The following is a 21,319-nucleotide window of genomic DNA, read 5'->3' on the forward strand; positions in this document are numbered from 1 at the left end:
AAAGCATCATGAAACAATTCCAAGAGAAAGTAGACGCACTCTTCGCTAAACACGAAGCCTTGTTAAGCCGAAAAAATATTCCTTTAGAAGACGGGAACGGAATCTTTACCCGTTATCAACACCCTGTACTGACAGCCGCGCATACCCCGATTTACTGGAGATATGACCTGAATGAAAAGACAAACCCCTACTTGATGGAGCGCATCGGAATGAATGCGACCATGAACTCCGGCGCAATTAAATGGAATGGCAAATATGTATTAATGGTACGTGTAGAAGGAAACGACCGTAAATCTTTCTTCGCCGTGGCCGAAAGCCCGAACGGAGTAGACAATTTCCGCTTTTGGGAGTATCCGGTAACCATGCCGGACGATCTTGTCCCAGCCACAAATATTTACGACATGCGCCTGACCGCCCATGAAGATGGTTGGGTTTACGGTATCTTTTGCGCCGAGCGCCATGACCCAAACGCTGCTCCCGGAGATTTGTCCTCGGCAACCGCCACGGCAGCCATCGCCCGGACAAAAGACTTGAAAAACTGGGAACGTCTTCCGGATTTGAAGACTAAGAGCCAACAACGCAACGTCGTATTACACCCGGAATTCGTAAATGGTAAATACGCGCTTTACACCCGCCCTCAAGACGGATTTATCGACGCGGGAAGTGGCGGAGGTATCGGATGGGCCTTGGTAGATGATATCACGCACGCCGAAGTCAAGGAAGAAACCATTATCGACCAACGTTACTACCATACGATCAAGGAGGTAAAAAATGGCGAAGGTCCCCACCCGATCAAGACCCCGAAAGGCTGGTTACACCTCGCCCATGGCGTACGGGGATGCGCCGCCGGATTACGTTACGTACTTTACATGTATATGACCTCGTTGGAAGATCCCACGAAGCCTATCGCCACACCCGCCGGTTATTTCATGGCTCCGGAAAATGAAGAACGAATTGGCGATGTATCCAACGTTTTATTCGCCAACGGATGGATCGCGGATGAGGACGGAACCGTATATATCTACTACGCGTCTTCCGATACCCGTATGCACGTGGCTGTGTCCACAATCGATAAATTGGTAGATTATTGCATGAACACTCCGGCCGACGGGTTGACCACGACCGCATCTGTCGAGACACTGAAAAAGCTGATTGATCGAAATCTTTCACTCTTGAAATAATCCACAAAAACCACTCATATGATTAAACTAACAGAGAAGATAGGATATGGTTTCGGAGACATGGCATCGTCCATGTTCTGGAAACTGTTTGGCGCTTACTTGATGATTTTCTATACGGACGTATTCGGACTACCGGCAGCAGCCGTAGGTACGATGTTCTTGATAACTCGTGTATGGGACTCTGTATTTGACCCGATAGTCGGTGTCGCGGCAGATCGTACGCAAACACGCTGGGGAAAGTTTCGCCCCTATTTACTTTGGCTGGCGATCCCATTCGCCGCTATCGGAGTGCTCACTTTCACGACTCCTTCTTTCGGGCAGACAGGCAATTTGATCTATGCCTATATCACCTATTCCTTGATGATGATGGTTTACTCCGCCATAAACGTGCCTTACGCATCCTTACTTGGAGTCATGAGCCCATTGCCACAAGACCGTAATACCCTTTCTACGTACCGCATGGTCTTCGCTTATATCGGTAGTTTCATAGCCCTTTTGCTATTCATGCCGATGGTGCGTTTCTTTAGCGGAAATAGCGACGAATTGGCGGACCAACAGCATGGATGGACCCTAGCGGTCGTAGTGATCGCCGTCCTGTGCGCCATTCTCTTTTATGGATGTTTCGCATGGACAAAAGAACGGGTAAAACCGATTAAGGAGCAGCAAGGCTCGTTAAAAGAAGACTTGAAAGACCTATTGCACAACAAGCCTTGGTGGATATTATTGGGAGCAGGTGTCTCCGCTTTGGTTTTCAATTCCATCCGTGACGGGGCTACCGTATATTATTTCAAGTACTTTATCGTAGAGGAAACCTATGCCAATATATCTCTTTTCGGAGTCTCCTTCGTCCTAAGCGGATTATATCTAGCAGTAGGACAGGCGGCTAACATTATCGGTGTAATCCTGGCCGCCCCATTGAGCAACCGGATCGGAAAGAAAAGAACCTATATGGGCGCCATGCTGATCGCCTCGGTCTTAAGCATTCTCTTTTTCTGGCTCGACAAGACGGATCTTGCCCTGATCTTCACGTTCCAAGTATTCATCAGTATTTGCGCCGGCAGTATTTTCCCCCTACTTTGGTCGATGTATGCCGATTGCACGGATTACTCAGAACTAAAAACAGGGAATCGTGCCACAGGATTGATCTTCAGTTCCTCCTCCATGAGCCAGAAATTCGGATGGGCGATCGGTACGGCTATCACAGGCTGGCTACTCGCCTTCTTCGGATTTCAGGCCAACACCGTACAAAGCGAGGAAACGATTAGCGGAATCAAGATGTTCCTCAGCTTCTTACCGGCCGTAGGGACGATCCTTTCCGTTGTATTTATCGCCTTCTACCCGCTTAGCGAGACAAGCATGAAGGAAATCACCGCTACGTTAGAAACCAAAAGGAAGGAAAAAACACATGAATAAAATCGCCGAAGATTTACAAAACGAGGTTCAATGGGAGCTAGAGAACAATATCCTTCCCTTTTGGATGAACCAAATGATAGATAGTAAGTATGGCGGCTTCCACGGGCAAATCAAGGGGAACGACCAACGAGTCGTACATGCCCCGAAAGGCGCTATCTTGAACGCTCGTATCCTATGGACATTCTCCGCCGCATACCGTTTATTACGAAAGCCGGAGTATCTGGAAACGGCGACCCGTGCCAAACGCTACCTTATCGATAAATTCTACGACCAAGAATTCGAGGGCATTTACTGGGAATTGGACTATACCGGTCAACCCGCGCAAACCAAGAAGCAAATCTATGCCTTAGGGTTCGCCATCTACGGATTAAGCGAGTACAACCGGGCTACCGGAGATAAAGAAGCGCTGGATTACGCGATCCGTCTCTTCAAAGCGATCGAGCAATACAGTTTCGACCCGGAAAAGAACGGTTATATGGAAGCCTTTACGAGAGACTGGAAGCTGATAGAGGATATGCGACTCAGTGACAAGGATGAGAATGAGAAAAAAACGATGAACACCCATCTGCATATCCTCGAACCTTATACCAACTTGTACCGGGTATGGAAAGACGAGCGCCTCAAGAAACAACTCCGGAACTTGATCCTGATTTTCACCGACAAAATTTTGGATCACCGTACCTATCATTTAAACCTCTTTTTCAACGAGGATTGGGAAAGTAAATACCGTATCATCTCCTACGGCCATGATATAGAGGCATCTTGGTTGCTGCATGAGGCCGCTATCGAATTGGGCGATGACGAGATTCTCCGGAGAGTAGAGCCTTTGGTCCAAAAAATAGCGATAGCGGCCGAAGACGGGTTATTAGCGAACGGCAGCCTCATTTACGAGTATCATCCGAATGAGAAGAAAGCCGACACAGACCTGCATTGGTGGGTACAAGCCGAAAATGTAGTGGGCCACTTCAACCTATATCAGCACTTTGGAGATGAGCCGGCCTTAGGCACAGCCTATACATGCTGGAAATTCATTCAGCGTTATTTAATCGATAAGGAACATGGGGAATGGCATTGGAGCGTATCACTTGATCACGAGATCAATCGTGAGGATGACAAAGCTGGTTTCTGGAAATGCCCCTATCACAATGGACGCATGTGCATGGAAATTATCGAACGTACGATCTCATAATTAGGATTTTCTATTTAAAACAATTATTCATATGCGTAAGATCAATCTTTTACTAATCGCTTTATTTATTTGTAGTACTCATTTGCTCGCCGAGATCAAGCTTCCGGCTTTGATAGGTGATAATATGGTACTTCAACAAGCCACTAAAGTACGGCTTTGGGGAAATGCCACCCCCAATTCGAGCCTGAAAGTCCGTAATTCTTGGGACAATACGGAATACACCGCCCAAGTAAACGATCAAGGCACATGGGAAGTCTGGATTCAGACCCCTTCGGCCAGTTTCGAAAAGCAACAGCTTACATTAGAGAATGGACAAGAGAAGATTGTCTTGCATGATCTTCTGATCGGCGAGGTATGGTTCGGTTCCGGCCAATCCAATATGGAAATGCCATTAAGAGGTTTCTGGCACTGCCCTATCGAGGGAGGTAACCGAGCTATCGCCACATCCGGGAAATATAAGAACTCGATCCGTTATGCTACGATCCAACGGGTCGGAGCCTTGGAGCCGAAAGATTATCCGGTAGGTGGCGAATGGAAAGTATGTGATCCGAGAAACGCCCCGAATTTCGGAGCTACTGCCTATTTCTTCGCAACCCTGTTGACCGAGGTATTGAACGTACCGGTAGGTATCATCAATTGCAGCTGGGGCGGCTCCACGGTTGAAGGTTGGTTACCCAAAGACATCCTGTTAAATTACAGCGATATCGATCTATCCTTAGCGGGTAACGACGAGAAAATCCATCCGATGTTGCAACCTATGATCATGTATAACGGGATGTTGAAACCAGCCAGCAAATACACGGTCAGAGGTTTCCTATGGTATCAAGGGGAGTCAAATGTCGGACATCCGGACTACGCTAAACGCCTGGCGACCATGGTAGAACATTGGAGAGGATTATGGGGACAAAAAGAACTGCCTTTCTACCAGGTAGAAATCGCCCCTTACGAATATGGGGAAGGAGACCAAGCCGCGTACCTTCGTGAAGAGCAATACAAGGCGACCCAATTGATCCCCAATAGCGGTATTATTTCCACGAACGATCTGGTACAGGATTACGAGAAACGGCAAATTCACCCTAAAGAGAAACAAAAGATCGGTGAGCGTCTTTGTTATATGGCTCTAAACAAGACTTATGGCTATACAACCATCGCCTGCGAGGGTCCTCAATACGATCATATGGAGATCGATAAAGACAAAGTCACTCTTTTTTTCAAGAACGCGGAAGATGGCTTCAATCGAGATAACGGGATCATAGGCTTCGAGATAGCCGGAAAAGACATGCGTTTCCACAAAGCAAACGCGACCATGGACGCTAACAAGAAGACCGTTATTGTCTCAGCTCCGGGCGTAAAAGCCCCCAAAGCTGTTCGTTATGGCTTCCGGAATTTCCAAATTGGCAACTTGAAAAACGTACAAGGATTACCGATGCTTCCATTCCGAACGGATAAATAAAAAAGGGGGAAGATACCGGTCCGACACCGGAAAGCATGTTGGGTGTCGGACCGGACAAGACCCTTATAGATTATAAGTCAACGTAAGCCAAGCTACCCGGGCATCGCGATTGCGTCTCTGCGTCATCGCCAGGTTCGGAGCGTCAATGATCGTTGTCTCTTCCAAGCTATCGAATAGATTGTTGATACTTAAGTTCGCGCATAATTTACGATTGAGGAAATACTGAGAAAGACCGGCATTTACACTATAACGGCCTTTGATCTTACCTTGAGGCGTAAGTTGGTCGGAGACGTAGAAGCCGTCTACCTGAAAATCCGTAGTCGACGTAATACTTACGTTTACATTCCCCTTGACATCCCAACAAACCAGAGACTTCTTCGCGTCATAGCCTATCGTACGCCCGTCGATCTCGTCCCGATAGATATCCCCGGAGAAACCGACCGTCAAGATACGTACCGGATTCCAGCTGCCGGACAAGTCGGCTCCGAGGGCTTGGCTATGCCCGATATTCTCTTTCTTCCAAACCGTCTCATCATTTACTTGGCTAGCGGTCTCCATGATACGATTCGTACGATTCCGGTAATAAATAGCCGGAGTCAAACGGAAACGGGGAGCCGAGAACTGATATCCCAGCTCTACATGATGGATAAACTCGTCCTTCAAGTCCGGATTTCCCTGTATGATATAGGTAGGATCACTTTTATTCAAGAAAGAGCACAAATAACTGCCGTTCGGACGAATTACCCGTTGCTGATAACTCAAGCTTAAGCGATTGCTCCTATTCACCTCATAAGTAAAACGGGCGCGAGGATACAAATGAAAACGGGAGCTCTTGTTCTCTTTGTCTTTTATCCCCTGCCAATAAGGGTCGTTGATCCAAGAAGGACTGAACTCATCCATCTTAAAATGACTAAATTCCACCTGCATCCCTATCTCCGCTTTAAAAGCGCCCCAATTCTTAACCACGTCCGCATAGATCAAATTCAGGTAACGGTTGAAATCGTAATCATACGATTTCGCCTCATTCAAATCCATACGACCCTCTACGATATCAGAAACGGTCGTAAAATAATCCTCGTTTCGCATGCGACCGATATAACCGACCTTGAAGTCCCAGCCACCGATCTCCTGCCCATATCCTAATCCCCAGAAATAATTATGTTTCGTATGGTCGATAGCTTGGTTATCCTCCGAGACGATATGCCCGTTTTGAGGATTCTCATTCTTGAAATCATTATCCTCATCATACGAGAAATTATTCGAGTTGAATACGGCATAAAAGCCTCGATCCTCCGCGATCGCATGGTTCCAATACGCTTCGACGGCATAAGCCTCCTGGCGCTGGTCGTTATACCGGTTACGGATCACGTACTTCATTTGCTCCCCTTTCGGGTTGAATACCCGGTTGTTAATGCGTCCATACCGGCTATAATCCATCAAATGATACAGGCCATGCACGGTGATCCGGTCTTTCGCGGAAAGATCATAATCTACTTTCATATCCGCCACATGTACGTCCGGACGAGCCGTAGCGTTATTGTTCATTTCCGTCCGGTTTTTAGCGGTCGCGGTCGATTTGCTGAAAGATCGTTCCCGGTATTCCCTCCTATAATTGTATTTCGCGTTGATATGGAATTTTCCGGGATGCAAATTCAATACCGCACCCACGTTATATCGCTCATTCCATCCCGCCCCAAGCGAGACATACAGAGGGGAATCTCCGGTTCCATACCTACGAGGCACCAGATCGAGTATGCCCGCGTCGCCATCCGGCACCACGTTAATCGGAGGAAAAGCCCCTAATGAGATCTGGTTAAAGAACAGGGCAGGCAATTGGATCAACACGTCACCGCTATATTCTTCCAGCAAGCCGTAAGGAACCCCATTGATAAACATCCCTACATTACCGGAGCCCCTGTATGCAACGGCTCCTTCTATATCGGTTATGACAGAGGGCAATTGACGGAAAGCGTCCGCCGCCGTATTGGTAACGCTACTCAAGTTATTATCTACCCGCAAGATTTTCATCCCGTCTCTCTCGCTCAACCCGGCGAAGCGGGTACCCTGAATCTCTATGTCCCGGATCGCAAGCGTCGTATCGGCAGGAGTCTGCGAGAATACCGGCATAGCCAATAAAGCGGCCCCTAAAAGAAGTAAAATTTGTCTCATCTCATTATCTGCGGTTTATAAACAAAGAATGATACCTATTCGTTGTATTTGCATTCTGTTTACATCTCAATAATTGTTGTATAGGTAACGCTTAATACTTTTCTTCGGTGTTTTCTCGAATTCGGTGGGATACAATTGAATCTCCGAGATCGTTTCATAAGGAGCCAGTAGCTTGTTCAACTCTATCCTATTTTGCTCCATGATAACCGGAAGATCCGCGTGCGATATACCCGTGCTATCCACCGTATCGTAATCCGGATACACCATACCGATCAATTTCCCGTTTTTCTCCACGACCAAACTCTCCATCACGAATGGCTGGTTGTTCAATTTAGACTCAATCTCTTCCGGATAAATATTCTGTCCGCTGGAGCCCAAGATCATTGTCTTGCTACGTCCACGAATAAAAATACGGTTATCATGATCGATCGTACCCAAATCGCCGGTCTTCAGCCAGCCATCTTCCGTGAAGACTTTTTGGGTTGCCTCCTCGTTCTTATAATAGCCCTTCATTACGTTCTCGCCCGATACCTGAATCTCACCTACCTTGTTATAAGGATCTTCTGAATCGATACGGACCTTCATGATCCCTTTCAAGATCTGTCCGCAAGAGCCGGGCACGTACTCATTATTATGGTCATAACTGATCAACGGACCACATTCCGTCATGCCATAACCGATCGTGAACGGGAATTTGATCTTATACAAGAAATCCGTCACTTCTTGATTCATGGCGGCGCCCCCCACGATCACTTCACGGAAACGTCCGCCCAAGGCATCCACCAAATGCTTGCGGATCTGGGCATAGATACGCGAATCCAGCAAGGGGATATTCAAGGCCAACTTCAAGGTTCGCTTATTCAATTGGGGAAGGATCATCTTCTTATAGATCTTCTCCAAAATCAAGGGAACCATCAAGATCAAGTTCGGCTTCACCTCCTCGAATGCCTTTAATAAGATTTTAGGAGACGGCACCTTACCTAATAAGTAGACATGCACACCGAAAGCCATAGGTACCAACAAATTGAAAGCACAACTATAGGCATGAGCCAGGGGCAGAAAACATAGCTCACGTTCACCCCGGAACAATAAATCCAGTGTCCGGGCATACGTCACGTTACCAGCCAAATTATTCCCCGTCAACATAACCCCCTTGCTAAATCCGGTCGTACCCGACGTATAGTTGATCTCCACCACCTTGTCATTATCCAGCTCGGCGTATTTGATATCCTCCGGGGTGAAGCCATCCGGATATTTCCCGGCCATCTTCTCATCCAGCGATTTCATAAACTTCTGGATGCTCTCCCCATCCCGTTGATGCAAACAACGATAATCAGAGAGAGAGAATACACCGCGGACCTCCTCGATCTTATCTTCCTCCAAGGAATCCCAAATCCGGTCGCTGACGAACAAAAAGACAGATTCCGAGTGATTAATGATATGGTGTACATCATTCGGATTAAAGTCTTGAAGAATCGGTACGATAATCGCCCCGTAGGTAACAACCGCCATGTAAACGATACACCAACGGGAACTATCTTTACCGATCAACGCAATCTTGTCCCCTCGGCGGACTTGGCACTCATGGAATAAAAGATGAATACGTGCGATCTCCGTCGCTACATCACCGAAAGTAAAGGTCTTTCCTCTTCCGTAATCCGTCAATGCCGGCAAGGCCCAGTTTTCCTTGAAACTCTCCTCGTAAATCTTAATGAAATTCTCTTTGATCATAGCCCCTCTTTTGAAATTCGCGTAAAAGTAAAAACAAATCCTTACTTTTGCCACGATATAGCCTATAAATTAAAATATCTGACCGTGCGCAACTATGTGGCTAAGTTCCTCATAAAACACACAAACGTTGTTGTTTGTTTCCTGTGGCAAGGGCGGTAACCTAAATCCGAGTCTCCCGGCCGACGAACCCATGCTCGAGGCTAAAAATAAGGCGGCTGAATTTCAGGTGTGGTTATCCGGTTATTAAACTTCATCGTGTAATTTGATTATACGATTTAATGACGTACATTCGCGTACAAATAAATTAAATCTGCAGTCCGATGAGAACGCATTTACGCGAAAGCATGCTGGCACTCCTTTGGATAGGAATCTTAGCCACAGGTTGCGATACCGGAACGAAGAAGGCTTCCGAAAACAGTATCACGTTTGATTCTATCAGCGTGGAAAAGACTTACCATTTGCTAGATGATCCGGATAATCCCAATTGCGATTTGGAGATCAAGTTCGTTTATCCCCGGGAATATACGGATAAAGAGGTTCTTAAGAATCTACAGAGACAGTTCGTCTCCTCTTATCTCGGCGAGGATTATGAGCTATTATCCCCCGAGGAGGCGGTACGGAAATATACCGACGACTATCTGGCTGCTTATAAGGATCTGGAAGAGGATTACAAGGTCGAGGTGGCGAAATCCGACGAGACACCGGTGGGCGCCTGGTTCTCTTACTATGAGCTGTCGTCGGATGAAATCACCTTCAACCAAGACGATATCATCAGCTATACGGTACGCTTCGAGAACTATACGGGCGGAGCGCATGGCGCACATTCCTACAGCAACCACACGGTGAGCCTCAAGACCGGTAAGCCCATCACTGAGGAGGAGATATTCGTGGACAACTACCAGGACAATCTGGCGCGAATATTGGTGGATCAGATCGCCAGGCAAAACAACGTATCCGATGCCAAGGAACTGGAAAACATCGGTTTCTTTAGCGTGGACGAGATCTTCCCGAACGGGAACTTCCTCGTAGACAAGACGGGTATCACCTATTCTTTCAACGAATATGAGATAGCGGCCTACGCGGTAGGCGTCACGAACGTCCATCTCCCTTACAAAGAGATCCGCTATTTGCTGCGGGATGACAGCCCGATAAGCCCGTTGATCGAAAACTGAGAATTGAAAATGAACGATTGATAGAAGCAGAAACAGACGTCTTATGGAACAACATACAGAGAAATTCTCAATTCTCACCTCCTATTTCCCCGATCTCACCGATCGGCAAAAGGAGCAATACGCCGCCCTATATGAGCTCTATACGGATTGGAACGCCAAGATCAACGTGATCTCACGGAAGGACATCGAGAACCTATATCCGCATCATGTACTTCACTCGCTGGGTATCGCCGATATGTTGCGTTTCAAGCCGGGTTCCTCGGTGATGGATCTGGGTACGGGGGGCGGTTTCCCCGGCATCCCCTTGGCGATCTTATTCCCGGAGACTCATTTCCATCTGGTAGACAGTATCGGGAAAAAAATCAAGGTGGGACAAGCCGTGGCCGAAGCGATCGGGCTGGAGAACGTATCCTTCCGCCATTGCCGGGGCGAGGAGGAAAAGCAGCTTTTCGATTTCGTGGTAAGCCGGGCCGTGATGCCTCTGGCAGATCTGGCGAAGATCGTCCGCAAGAATATAAAGAAAAAACAGATCAACGCGTTGCCCAACGGATTGATCTGCCTGAAAGGCGGAGAGCTGGCGCACGAGATATTGCCCTTCCGGAATCAGGCGATCAGCATAGATCTGAAAGGTCATTTTAAAGAAGCGTTTTTTGAAACTAAAAAAGTAGTGTACGTACCCTTATGATTACGATAAAATCTTTCGAAGTAAACTATTTCTCCGAGAATACTTACTTGCTGTACGATGATACCAAGGAGGCGGTCCTTATCGATTGCGGCTGCCTGCGCGAAGAGGAACAAAAAGAAGTAAGCGACTTTATCGCCCGGAACGGGCTGACGCTGAAACGCTACCTTTGTACACACCTCCATCTGGATCACATATTCGGTAACGAATTCATCCATAACACCTACGGATTGAGCCCGGAAGCCCATAAAGCGGACGTGAAGGGCCTTCCCTCTCCCGAGGCGCAAGCCAAGATATTCGGCCTGCCGATGAAGGTGAGAAGCATCCCGGTAGGGAACTATCTGGTAAACGGGGAAATCATAAAGTTCGGGAAATCCGAGCTGGCGGTATTGAGCGTCCCCGGCCATTCGCCTGGAGGCTTGGCTTTCTATAACAAGAAGAACGGTTTCGTGATCGTAGGAGACTCCCTGTTCGCCGGAAGCATCGGCCGTACCGATTTATGGGGAGGCAACCAAGATATACTGCTCGCCGCTATCAAAGACAAATTGCTGTCGTTGCCGGGCGAGACCGTGGTCTACCCCGGCCATGGCCCCGAGACACGAATCATTGATGAGAAATTAAATAATCCTTATTTATAAAATACTAAAATTATGGACACAAATAAATTTGTAAACCGCCACGTGGGTATCTCAGCGGAAGATATTCCGGCCATGTTGGAGACGATTGGCGTGAAATCACTGGATGAGTTGATCGATCAGACCATTCCGGCCAACATCCGTTTGAAAGAGCCGTTGAACCTCCCGGAGGCCATGACGGAACGTGAGTTCGCCGAGCACATCGCCGAGCTGGCTTCCAAGAACGAGGTATTCACCTCTTATATCGGTATGGGTTGGTACGACACGGTTTGCCCGGCCCCGATCCAACGCAACGTATTCGAGAACCCGGTTTGGTATACCTCCTATACTCCGTATCAGGCGGAAGTATCCCAAGGACGCTTGGAGGCGTTGCTAAACTTTCAGACTGTCATTTGCGAATTAACCGGATTGCCCTTGGCGAACTGCTCGCTACTCGACGAGGCGACAGCGGCAGCCGAGGCGATTACCATGTTCCATGGCTCACGCAGTCGTGCGCAGGTGAAAGCGGAGGCCGATACGGTATTCGTCGACGAACATGTGTTCGCCTCTACGCTGGCCGTCATCCACACCCGTATGATCCCGCAGGGTATCAAGGTAGTAGTGGGCGATTATAAGAAATTCGAGTTCACGCCGGATGTGTTCGCCGCCATCGTGCAGTACCCGAACGCAGATGGTTCGATCGAGGACTACAAGGAATTCGTAGCCCGTGCCAACACGGCCGGTGCCAAGGTAGGCGTAGCCGCCGACTTGATGAGCTTGGTATTGTTGACTCCCCCGGGAGAATGGGGAGCGGATGTCGTATTCGGCAGCAGCCAGCGCTTCGGCATCCCGATGTTCTACGGAGGCCCTTCCGCCGCTTTCTTCGCCACGAAGGATGATTATAAACGTACGATCCCGGGACGTATCATCGGTATCTCCAAGGACGCTTACGGCCATCCGGCTTATCGCTTGGCCTTGCAGACCCGTGAGCAGCATATCAAACGCGAGAAGGCTACGTCCAACATCTGTACGGCACAGGCGTTGTTGGCTACCATGGCCGGCTTCTACGCCGTATATCATGGGGCGGAGGGATTGCGTGACATCGCCGGACGGATTCATTCCACGACCGGATTCTTGGCCAAGGAGTTGGAGAGACTGGGATATACGCAATTAAACAAGGATTACTTCGATACCTTGAAGATACAGCTTCCCTCACACGTGTCTGTGAACGCGCTGCGTGAGATCGCCTTGGAGTGCAAGGTGAACTTGCGTTATTTCGAGGCCGGACAAGTGGGAGTCAGCATAGACGAGACGACGTTGCCTACGGACATAGGCGTATTATTATACATCTTCGCCGGCGCCGCCGGTAAAGACTATATGCTGGACGAGTCTATCCCGGCCCGGACTTATTTCGACGCTAAGTTCGCCCGTACCTCCGATTTCTTGCAGCAAGACGTATTCAAGAAATATCATACGGAGACCGAGTTGATGCGTTACATCACCCGTTTGGGACGAAAGGATGTCTCCTTGGCCCAATCCATGATCTCCCTGGGCTCTTGTACGATGAAGCTGAACCCCGCTTCCTCCATGCTGCCGCTCAGCCGTGCGGAATTCATGAATATCCACCCGTACGCTCCCGAGGAGCAAGTGGAAGGCTATAAGGAGCTGATCGAGAACCTATCTTCTTACTTATGCACGATCACGGGCTTCAAGGGCTGTACGTTGCAACCGAACTCCGGCGCCGCCGGCGAATATACGGGCCTTCGTGTGATCCGCGCTTATCTGGAAAGTATCGGCCAGGGCCATCGCGATATCGTTTTGCTCCCGGCTTCCGCTCACGGAACCAACCCGGCCAGCGCTATCCAATGCGGGTATAAGACCGTAACCGTCAAATGCGACGAGAATGGCAATATCGATCTGGAAGATTTCCGTGCGAAAGCCGAGGAAAACAAGGAGCGTCTGGCTGCCAGCATGATTACCTATCCGTCTACGCATGGGATCTTCGAGGTGGACATCAAGGAGATGTGCGAGATCGTCCACGCTTGCGGAGGACAGCTTTATATGGATGGCGCCAACATGAACGCGCAGGTTGGATTGACAAATCCGGGTACGATCGGTGCCGATATATGTCACCTGAACCTGCATAAGACCTTCTCTTCCCCTCACGGAGGTGGCGGCCCTGGCGTAGGCCCGATCTGCGTAGCCGAGCATCTGGTTCCGTTCTTGCCGCAGCATCCGGTGCTTTGGGGCAGCGACTTGAATACGGTATCCGCGGCTCCTTATGGTAGCGCCGGTATCCTGCCGATCACGTACGCTTACATCCGCTTGCTGGGTACGGAAGGCCTTGAGACCGTGACAAAAACGGCCATATTGAACGCCAATTATTTGGCCGCTAAGTTCAAGGATACGTACGGGATTGTTTATACCGGAGCGACAGGCCGCATAGGACATGAGTTGATTTTGGAATGCCGCACGGTAAAAGAGCATTCGGGCATCGACGAGGGCGATATCGCCAAGCGTTTGATGGACTTCGGCTACCACGCTCCTACCCTATCATTCCCGGTACACGGCACCTTGATGGTAGAGCCGACCGAGAGTGAGAGCAAAGCCGAGCTGGATCGTTTCGTAGAGGTGATGGAATGTATCTGGAACGAGATCAAGGAAGTGGAGGAAGGCAAGGCATCCAAGGAGGATAACGTCTTGAAGAACGCTCCGCATCCGGAATACGAGGTAACCGCCGACGAGTGGAAACACGCATATCCCCGCGGCAAGGCCGCCTTCCCGCTGGAATGGTTGCACGACAGCAAGTTCTGGGTTAACGTAGCCCGTGTAGATAACGCTTATGGCGATCGTAACTTGATCCCGACTTTATGCGCTTGCGAGATCTGATAAATATCTTTACGCTTGCGTCAAGGCGATCCACCAATCGCATACCGTAAAGCCCTGACTCGTAATTATTCTATACGATAAAACAAAGACGAGGAGGCGCAGTTCTTCATTTTCTCACCTGCGCCTCCTCTTTGATTTATCCATCTGATCTATCTTGCTAATAAACAATATCATGACAACTAAGAAACAAGAGAAAATCAAGTTCAGTAAAGCTTTCTGGGTGGCGAACACCGTCGAGCTGTTCGAGCGAGCCGCTTATTACGGTGTATTTATCGTCATCACCCTTTATCTTAGCCGCATCCTGGGCTTTAGCGACATTCAGGCCGCCAGCATCGCCGGTATCTTTTCCGCCTGTTTGTATCTGCTGCCCACGTTCGCCGGGGCGTTGGCCGACAAGATCGGTTTCCGCGGCTCCATGCTATTGGCTTTTACTTTGCTAACCTGCGGTTATCTGGGACTGGCGATTTACCCTACTTGGCTCCAATCCGCCGGACTGGTTGAATACAGCACGACGACTACCTTCACGGGATTGTTGGAGAGCAACCTTCAATACGGCATTATCCCCATCATGGCCTTGATCGTATGCGGCGGGGCTTTTATCAAGAGCGTCATCTCCGGCACGGTCGCTAAAGAGACAACGCCGGAAACCCGGGCGAAGGGTTTCTCTATCTTCTACGCGATGGTAAATATCGGGGCTTTCTCCGGGAAGACGATCGTGAAGCCGCTTCGCGAGGCGTTGGGCAACGAAGGGCTGATCACCCTGAATTATTTCTCGGCCAGCATGACGCTCCTGGCCTTGCTAGCCATCTGGTTCTTCTACAAAAGCACCCAACACTCGGGCGAAGGCAAGACGTTCGGGCAGATCTGGAATGCGCTGGTCAAGGTTTGCGGTAACGGCCGGTTGATCACCTTGATCATCATTATCACCGGATTCTGGATGGTGCAACACCAATTATATGCCACCATGCCGAAGTACGTACTCCGCCTAGCCGGTGAAGGAGCCTCTCCTTCTTGGTATGCCAACGTCAATCCACTGGTCGTCGTGCTTACGGTCAACCTGGTAACACAGATGATGCGCAAGAGAACCGCGCTTACCTCCATGACGATCGGTATGTTCATCATGCCAGTATCCGCTCTTTGCATGGCATCCGGCAACATGCTGGATGGGAACGCAGATATACTAGGCATGCATCCTGTCGCCTTCATGATGGTGGTGGGTATCGTCTTCCAAGGGCTGGCGGAGACGTTTATCTCCCCTCGCTTCCTCGAGTACTTCTCCTTGCAAGCACCCAAGGGAGAGGAAGGTCTTTATCTTGGATTCAGCCATTTGCATTCTTTCCTGTCCTCCATCTTCGGATTCGGGTTGTCCGGGTTCCTGTTGAGCAAATACTGCCCGGAGCCTACCCTCTTCGCCTCTCATGAGGAATGGCTGGCGGCTAGCGCGAACGCCCATTATATCTGGTATTATTTCGGCGCGATCGCCTTGGTATCAGCCTTTGCCCTCATTATCTACGGCCAAGTGGTGAAACGCTTGGACGCGAAACAGGTATAACGCCAAGACAGCGAGTAATCGCCCAATGTGCCGGTCTCACCGCGACAAAGGTCGCGCAACCCTGAATGAAGAAAGGTCTTATGCTCAAAAGGGCGGGAAGTGTGCATTTCTCGCCCGAAATGCTTTGAGATAAAGAATGTTTGATTACTTTTGCACGCGAGATTAATCTAACATTCCTAATATATAATATGAGTTTAAGAATTATTGTTTTAGCGAAACAGGTCCCGGATACACGAAACGTGGGAAAGGACGCCATGAAAGCGGACGGAACGATCAATCGCGCCGCCTTGCCCGCGATCTTTAACCCGGAAGACCTGAACGCGTTGGAACAAGCGTTACGCTTGAAAGACGCTTACCCCGGGACAACGGTTACGCTGCTGACGATGGGTCCGGGACGTGCCGCCGAAATCATCCGCGAGGGTTTGTATCGTGGTGCTGACGGCGGTTTTTTGTTGACCGACCGTGCGTTTGCCGGAGCCGACACGCTAGCCACATCCTATGCGCTTGCCACGGCTATCAAGAAAATCAACGATTATGATATTATCATCGGAGGTCGCCAAGCGATCGACGGCGATACGGCGCAGGTAGGTCCGCAAGTCGCCGAGAAACTGGGACTGACCCAAATCACGTATGCCGAGGAGATCCTGAACGTAGATAAAGAGGCCGGACGTATCACCGTAAAACGTCATATCGACGGGGGTGTCGAGACCGTGGAAGGTCCGCTTCCGATCGTAATCACCGTGAATGGTTCCGCCGCTCCCTGCCGTCCCCGTAACGCGAAGTTGGTGCAGAAGTACAAATACGCCATGGGCAAGCAAGAGCGGAACACGCAACCCGCCTGTCACCAAGATGAAGAACCGACCGTTCGTTACCCGAAATTGTACGAGACCCGCCCGTATCTGGATATTCAAGAATGGAGCGTAGCCGACGTAAATGGAGACTTGGTTCAATGCGGCCTTAGCGGTTCACCGACAAAGGTTAAAGCAATCCAGAACATCGTCTTCCAAGCCAAGGAAAGCAAGACGATCTCCGGTTCCGACCAAGATGTAGAGGATTTGATTGTCGAACTGTTAGCTAACCACACCATCGGATAAGATTATGAACAACGTATTTGTATATTGTGAGACAGAAGGCACGAATGTTGCCGATGTAAGTCTTGAGCTTCTGACCAAAGGTCGTAAGCTGGCCAATCAATTGGGCTGTGAGCTGGAGGCAATTGTCGCCGGATCCGGCCTTGAGGGTGTAGAAAAGCAAGTGTTGCCTTTTGGCGTCGATAAGGTTCATGTGTTCGACGCCCCGGGTTTGTTCCCGTATACGTCACTCCCTCATTCCTCTATCCTGATCCATTTGTTCAAAGAGGAGAAACCGCAGATCTGCTTGATGGGCGCTACAGTGATCGGTCGCGACTTGGGCCCTCGCGTATCCTCCGCCTTGACAAGCGGCCTGACGGCCGATTGTACCTCTTTGGAGATCGGCTCGCACGAGGATAAGAAAGCGGGAATTACCTATGAGAACCTGTTATACCAGATCCGTCCGGCGTTCGGTGGTAACATCGTAGCCACGATCATCAACCCGGAACACCGCCCGCAAATGGCGACCGTCCGTGAGGGCGTGATGAAAAAGGAGGTCCTCGACGAGAACTATAAAGGTGAAGTGATCCGCCACGACGTAGCGAAGTATGTCCCCGAGACAGACTACGTGGTGAAGGTGATCGACCGTCATGTGGAGAAAGCGAAGCACAACCTGAAAGGCGCTCCGATCGTAGTGGCCGGAGGTTATGGCGTAGGCTCCAAGGAGAACTTTAATTTATTGTTCGATTTGGCGAAAGAGCTTCACGCCGAGGTAGGCGCCAGCCGTGCGGCTGTCGATGCCGGGTTCTGCGACCACGACCGCCAGATCGGCCAGACCGGTGTCACGGTACGTCCGAAATTGTATATCGCTTGCGGTATCTCCGGGCAGATCCAGCATATCGCCGGTATGCAAGACGCCGGTATCATCATTTCGATCAATAATGATGAGAATGCCCCGATCAACACGATTGCCGATTACGTAATCAATGGCACGGTAGAAGAGGTGATTCCTAAGATGATTAAGTATTACAAAAAGAACAGTAAGTAAAAATGGCTAATTATTATACAGACATACCGGAACTCAAGTATCACTTGAACAATCCGATGATGGAACGTATTTGCGAGCTGAAGGAACGCGAGTACAGAGACAAGGAAGAGTTCGACTACGCGCCGCAAGATTATGCCGACGCGATAGACTCGTACGATAAGGTGCTGGAGATTACCGGAGAGATCACCGGAGAGATCATCGCCCCGAACGCGGAAGGCGTGGATGCCGAAGGTCCTCACTGCGCGAATGGCCGTGTGGAATATGCCTCGGGTACGAAGCAAAACCTCGACGCGATGGTAAAAGCCGGCTTGAACGGCATGACGATGCCGCGCCGTTTCGGTGGTTTGAACTTCCCGATCACGCCGTATACCATGTGTGCGGAGATCGTAGCGGCGGCTGACGCCGGCTTCGGTAATATCTGGTCATTACAGGATTGTATCGAAACCTTATACGAGTTCGGCAATGAGGATCAGCACAGCCGCTTCATCCCGCGTGTCTGCGCAGGAGAAACCATGTCTATGGACCTGACCGAACCGGACGCTGGCTCCGACCTGCAATCCGTGATGCTAAAGGCTACCTTCGACGAGAAGGAGAATTGCTGGCGGTTGAATGGCGTGAAACGATTCATCACGAATGGCGACGCGGATCTTCACCTCGTGTTGGCTCGTTCCGAGGCAGGTACCAAGGATGGGCGCGGTTTGTCCATGTTTATCTACGACAAACGGGAAGGAGGCGTAAACGTACGCCGTATCGAGAATAAATTGGGAATCCACGGCTCTCCTACTTGCGAATTGGTTTACAAGAACGCGAAAGCGGAGCTTTGTGGCGATCGCAAACTGGGCTTGATCAAATACGTGATGGCCTTGATGAACGGCGCACGCCTAGGTATCGCCGCTCAATCGGTAGGCCTCAGCCAAGCCGCTTACAACGAAGGATTGGCCTACGCCAGGGAGCGCAAGCAGTTCGGTAAGGCGATCATCGATTTCCCCGCTGTTTACGACATGCTCGCCATCATGAAAGCGAAGCTGGATGCCGGACGTGCATTGTTATACCAAACCGCTCGTTACGTTGATATTTACAAGGCGTTGGACGACATCGCCCGCGAGCGTAAACTGACTCCGGAAGAGCGCAAGGAACAGAAGCAATACGCCAAATTGGCGGATTCTTTCACCCCGTTGGCAAAAGGTATGAATTCCGAATACGCCAACCAGAATGCCTATGATTGCATCCAAATACACGGAGGTTCCGGTTTTATGATGGAGTATGCTTGCCAACGTATCTACCGCGATGCCCGTATCACCTCCATCTACGAAGGCACGACGCAATTGCAGACCGTAGCGGCCATACGTTACGTGACAAACGGGTCTTACCTGGCTACCATCCGCGATTTCGAGGCGATCCCTTGCTCCGCCGAGATGGAACCGCTGAAAGCTCGTCTGGTAGAGATGGCTAATAAGTTCGAGGCTAGCATGGCGAAAGTAAAAGAGTCTCAAAATCAAGAATTACTCGATTTCGTGGCTCGCCGCTTGATGGAGATGGCCGCTGATATCATCATGGCTCATCTATTGATCCAAGATGCGACGAAAGCGCCGGAACTGTTCGCTAAGTCCGCGGTTGTTTACACCCATTACGTAGAGGCTGAGATTGAGAAACATCAGGGTTATATCGGACGATTCAACACAGAAGAATTGAGCTCATACAGGCCGTAATAAACAACTATCATCCTACATAACAAAGAAGGCGAGACTTGACTATCAACCAGATAGAGGTCCCGCTTTCTTTGTTTCTTACAATGGGCATTATAAGTTCCTTACAATGGGCATTATAAGCTGCTTACGATGGGCATTGGCAGTTGCTTATAATGGGCATCGTAATTTCCCGCATCGCCAAAGCATCCATTGCATACCGCCTCGCAAGGAAAGATACCCAAGGAAAGCCATCCATAACGCGTGATTTCCCATCGATCGATAAAGCAGGTAATAAATAATAAAGAAAGTACCCGAGGCCACAAGCATCGAGTAAAGCATCTGGCGCGTAGCCGTGGCTCCAATAAAGATACCGTCCCAAAGGAAGGCGGAGAATCCGCATAAAGGGATCGCCAGTACCCAGTAGAAATAATCCCCGGAAGCCTCAATGACCGAGGTATCGTTCGTCAACAGCCCCAGAAAATCCCTCCCCAAAAGCGCATAAAGAGCCGTGAAAGACAACGAGAGACCCATTCCCCACAGAAACAACAGACGCGTGCACTTACGTAATCCTCCGTCGTTTTGGGCCCCAATAAACCGGCCGGCCAATGCCTCTCCCGCATAAGCGAAACCGTCCATTATATAGGAGAACAAGGTAAACAACTGCATCAACAAGGTATTTACGGCCAATATCACATCCCCTTGTCTCGCACCTGTAGAGGTAAAGAAAGTGGTAACAGCGACCAAGCACAAGGTCCGGAAAAATATATCACTATTGACCGAGAAGAAACGACGCATCGCCTCTCCACCCCAAAGACCGTTCCAATCGATATACGCTTTCAAACGCCCATAATGTTTCAACCAAAGGGCGAACGCCATGAAAAGGCCCGCGTATTGGGCGATCAACGTTCCCAGCGCTACACCTTCCACCTTCATGCCCAGCACAAACACGAAACATAAACTAGCCAAGATATTCACGATATTCTGTATGATAGCGACAAACATCGGGAAACGAGAATTCTGCATACCGATGAACCAACCGGCAAAGCCATACAATCCCAATACGGCCGGCGCTCCCCAGATACAGATATTAAAATAAAGAGAGGCCCATCGCTTCACCTCCTCCGTCGCGTCGATCAAAACGAACGCGCCCCTCAGTATCGGGTATTGAAGGATCCAAAGCCCGAGAGCGATCCAAAGCCCTACCCCGACAGCCCGCGGCAAAGTCCGGGCCACCTCCGTCAAGTCCCGTTTCCCATAGGCTTGGGCGGTCATCCCACTTGTCCCCATCCGAAGAAAGCCGAATATCCAATAGATCATGTTAAACAGCATCCCGCCCACGGCGATCGCCCCAATGTACGACGCCGATCCCAGATGCCCTACGATCGCCACATCAACCAGACCCAACAAAGGTACGGTTATATTGGAGACGATAGCAGGTATCGCCAGTTGAAGTATTTTCCGATTCATA

General features: G+C 49.7%; 15 protein-coding genes. 12 read left to right on the forward strand and 3 right to left on the reverse strand.

Annotated elements, in window-relative coordinates; translation table 11 throughout:
* The first annotated feature begins 8 nt into the window (after nucleotides 1–8).
* From G7Y39_RS04710 to G7Y39_RS04725, 4 genes are read left to right on the forward strand one after another with little or no spacing between them, the layout of a single operon-like run.
* Nucleotides 9–1,181 (forward strand): glycosidase, encoded by a 1,173-nt coding sequence (locus G7Y39_RS04710; RefSeq protein ID WP_165155565.1) that lies wholly within the window; start codon nucleotides 9–11, stop codon nucleotides 1,179–1,181.
* Nucleotides 1,182–1,199: 18 nt separating this feature from the next.
* Nucleotides 1,200–2,594 (forward strand): MFS transporter, encoded by a 1,395-nt coding sequence (locus G7Y39_RS04715; RefSeq protein WP_165155567.1) that lies wholly within the window; start codon nucleotides 1,200–1,202, stop codon nucleotides 2,592–2,594.
* On the forward strand, nucleotides 2,587–3,783 hold the full coding sequence (locus tag G7Y39_RS04720) for an AGE family epimerase/isomerase (RefSeq protein ID WP_165155569.1): 1,197 nt from the start codon (nucleotides 2,587–2,589) through the stop codon (nucleotides 3,781–3,783). The genes G7Y39_RS04715 and G7Y39_RS04720 overlap by 8 nt, the downstream gene beginning before the upstream one ends.
* A 31-nt stretch (nucleotides 3,784–3,814) precedes the next feature.
* Nucleotides 3,815–5,236: a sialate O-acetylesterase gene (locus G7Y39_RS04725; RefSeq protein ID WP_165155571.1), complete on the forward strand. Its 1,422-nt coding sequence runs from the start codon at nucleotides 3,815–3,817 to the stop codon at nucleotides 5,234–5,236.
* A 63-nt stretch (nucleotides 5,237–5,299) separates the two neighbouring features.
* On the opposite strand, the gene G7Y39_RS04730 is transcribed toward G7Y39_RS04725, so the two are convergent.
* Nucleotides 5,300–7,405: an outer membrane beta-barrel family protein gene (locus G7Y39_RS04730; RefSeq protein WP_165155573.1), complete on the reverse strand. Its 2,106-nt coding sequence runs from the start codon at nucleotides 7,403–7,405 to the stop codon at nucleotides 5,300–5,302.
* A gap of 66 nt (nucleotides 7,406–7,471) precedes the next feature.
* On the reverse strand, nucleotides 7,472–9,136 hold the full coding sequence (locus G7Y39_RS04735) for an AMP-binding protein (protein ID WP_165155575.1): 1,665 nt from the start codon (nucleotides 9,134–9,136) through the stop codon (nucleotides 7,472–7,474).
* A 320-nt stretch (nucleotides 9,137–9,456) separates the two neighbouring features.
* Between G7Y39_RS04735 and G7Y39_RS04740 the strand changes: the two genes are divergently transcribed.
* The 8 genes from G7Y39_RS04740 (at nucleotide 9,457) to G7Y39_RS04775 (ending at nucleotide 19,872) form a co-directional block, all read left to right on the forward strand.
* Nucleotides 9,457–10,308, forward strand: a complete 852-nt coding sequence (locus tag G7Y39_RS04740; RefSeq protein WP_165155577.1) for a DUF3298 and DUF4163 domain-containing protein — start codon at nucleotides 9,457–9,459, stop codon at nucleotides 10,306–10,308.
* 43 nt (nucleotides 10,309–10,351) lie between these two features.
* Nucleotides 10,352–10,993, forward strand: coding sequence for a 16S rRNA (guanine(527)-N(7))-methyltransferase RsmG (gene rsmG / locus G7Y39_RS04745; protein WP_165155578.1), 642 nt, complete (start codon nucleotides 10,352–10,354; stop codon nucleotides 10,991–10,993).
* Nucleotides 10,990–11,628, forward strand: coding sequence for an MBL fold metallo-hydrolase (locus G7Y39_RS04750; RefSeq protein WP_165155580.1), 639 nt, complete (start codon nucleotides 10,990–10,992; stop codon nucleotides 11,626–11,628). Before rsmG ends, G7Y39_RS04750 begins: the two co-directional genes overlap by 4 nt.
* A gap of 12 nt (nucleotides 11,629–11,640) precedes the next feature.
* A complete protein-coding gene (gene gcvP / locus G7Y39_RS04755; RefSeq protein ID WP_165155582.1) occupies nucleotides 11,641–14,493 on the forward strand; it encodes an aminomethyl-transferring glycine dehydrogenase in 2,853 nt (950 codons plus the stop codon).
* Between the two features lie 172 nt (nucleotides 14,494–14,665).
* A complete protein-coding gene (locus tag G7Y39_RS04760; protein WP_165155584.1) occupies nucleotides 14,666–16,045 on the forward strand; it encodes a peptide MFS transporter in 1,380 nt (459 codons plus the stop codon).
* A 188-nt stretch (nucleotides 16,046–16,233) separates the two neighbouring features.
* Nucleotides 16,234–17,139 carry an electron transfer flavoprotein subunit beta/FixA family protein gene (locus tag G7Y39_RS04765; RefSeq protein WP_165155586.1) on the forward strand — a complete coding sequence of 302 codons (906 nt, stop codon included), beginning with the start codon at nucleotides 16,234–16,236 and terminating at the stop codon, nucleotides 17,137–17,139.
* A gap of 4 nt (nucleotides 17,140–17,143) precedes the next feature.
* Nucleotides 17,144–18,163 (forward strand): electron transfer flavoprotein subunit alpha/FixB family protein, encoded by a 1,020-nt coding sequence (locus tag G7Y39_RS04770; RefSeq protein ID WP_165155588.1) that lies wholly within the window; start codon nucleotides 17,144–17,146, stop codon nucleotides 18,161–18,163.
* Nucleotides 18,164–18,165: 2 nt separating this feature from the next.
* Nucleotides 18,166–19,872 carry an acyl-CoA dehydrogenase family protein gene (locus G7Y39_RS04775; protein ID WP_165155590.1) on the forward strand — a complete coding sequence of 569 codons (1,707 nt, stop codon included), beginning with the start codon at nucleotides 18,166–18,168 and terminating at the stop codon, nucleotides 19,870–19,872.
* 147 nt (nucleotides 19,873–20,019) lie between these two features.
* On the opposite strand, the gene G7Y39_RS04780 is transcribed toward G7Y39_RS04775, so the two are convergent.
* Nucleotides 20,020–21,318: an MATE family efflux transporter gene (locus G7Y39_RS04780; RefSeq protein WP_165155592.1), complete on the reverse strand. Its 1,299-nt coding sequence runs from the start codon at nucleotides 21,316–21,318 to the stop codon at nucleotides 20,020–20,022.
* Nucleotide 21,319: the final 1 nt, after the last annotated feature.

It is taken from the genome of Parabacteroides sp. ZJ-118 (genome assembly GCF_011038785.1).
Classification (GTDB): Bacteria; Bacteroidota; Bacteroidia; order Bacteroidales; family Tannerellaceae; genus Parabacteroides.

Bases quoted from the DNA above. Each gene is read 5' to 3' on its own strand.
- G7Y39_RS04730 (WP_165155573.1), bottom strand. From the start codon at position 7,405: ATGAGACAAATTTTACTTCTTTTAGGGGCCGCTTTATTGGCTATGCCG.
- G7Y39_RS04735 (WP_165155575.1), bottom strand. From the start codon at position 9,136: ATGATCAAAGAGAATTTCATTAAGATTTACGAGGAGAGTTTCAAGGAA.
- G7Y39_RS04725 (WP_165155571.1), top strand. From the start codon at position 3,815: ATGCGTAAGATCAATCTTTTACTAATCGCTTTATTTATTTGTAGTACT.
- gcvP (WP_165155582.1), top strand. From the start codon at position 11,641: ATGGACACAAATAAATTTGTAAACCGCCACGTGGGTATCTCAGCGGAA.
- G7Y39_RS04740 (WP_165155577.1), top strand. From the start codon at position 9,457: ATGAGAACGCATTTACGCGAAAGCATGCTGGCACTCCTTTGGATAGGA.
- G7Y39_RS04770 (WP_165155588.1), top strand. From the start codon at position 17,144: ATGAACAACGTATTTGTATATTGTGAGACAGAAGGCACGAATGTTGCC.
- G7Y39_RS04715 (WP_165155567.1), top strand. From the start codon at position 1,200: ATGATTAAACTAACAGAGAAGATAGGATATGGTTTCGGAGACATGGCA.
- G7Y39_RS04720 (WP_165155569.1), top strand. From the start codon at position 2,587: ATGAATAAAATCGCCGAAGATTTACAAAACGAGGTTCAATGGGAGCTA.
- G7Y39_RS04765 (WP_165155586.1), top strand. From the start codon at position 16,234: ATGAGTTTAAGAATTATTGTTTTAGCGAAACAGGTCCCGGATACACGA.
- G7Y39_RS04750 (WP_165155580.1), top strand. From the start codon at position 10,990: ATGATTACGATAAAATCTTTCGAAGTAAACTATTTCTCCGAGAATACT.
- rsmG (WP_165155578.1), top strand. From the start codon at position 10,352: ATGGAACAACATACAGAGAAATTCTCAATTCTCACCTCCTATTTCCCC.
- G7Y39_RS04775 (WP_165155590.1), top strand. From the start codon at position 18,166: ATGGCTAATTATTATACAGACATACCGGAACTCAAGTATCACTTGAAC.
- G7Y39_RS04780 (WP_165155592.1), bottom strand. From the start codon at position 21,318: ATGAATCGGAAAATACTTCAACTGGCGATACCTGCTATCGTCTCCAAT.
- G7Y39_RS04760 (WP_165155584.1), top strand. From the start codon at position 14,666: ATGACAACTAAGAAACAAGAGAAAATCAAGTTCAGTAAAGCTTTCTGG.
- G7Y39_RS04710 (WP_165155565.1), top strand. From the start codon at position 9: ATGAAACAATTCCAAGAGAAAGTAGACGCACTCTTCGCTAAACACGAA.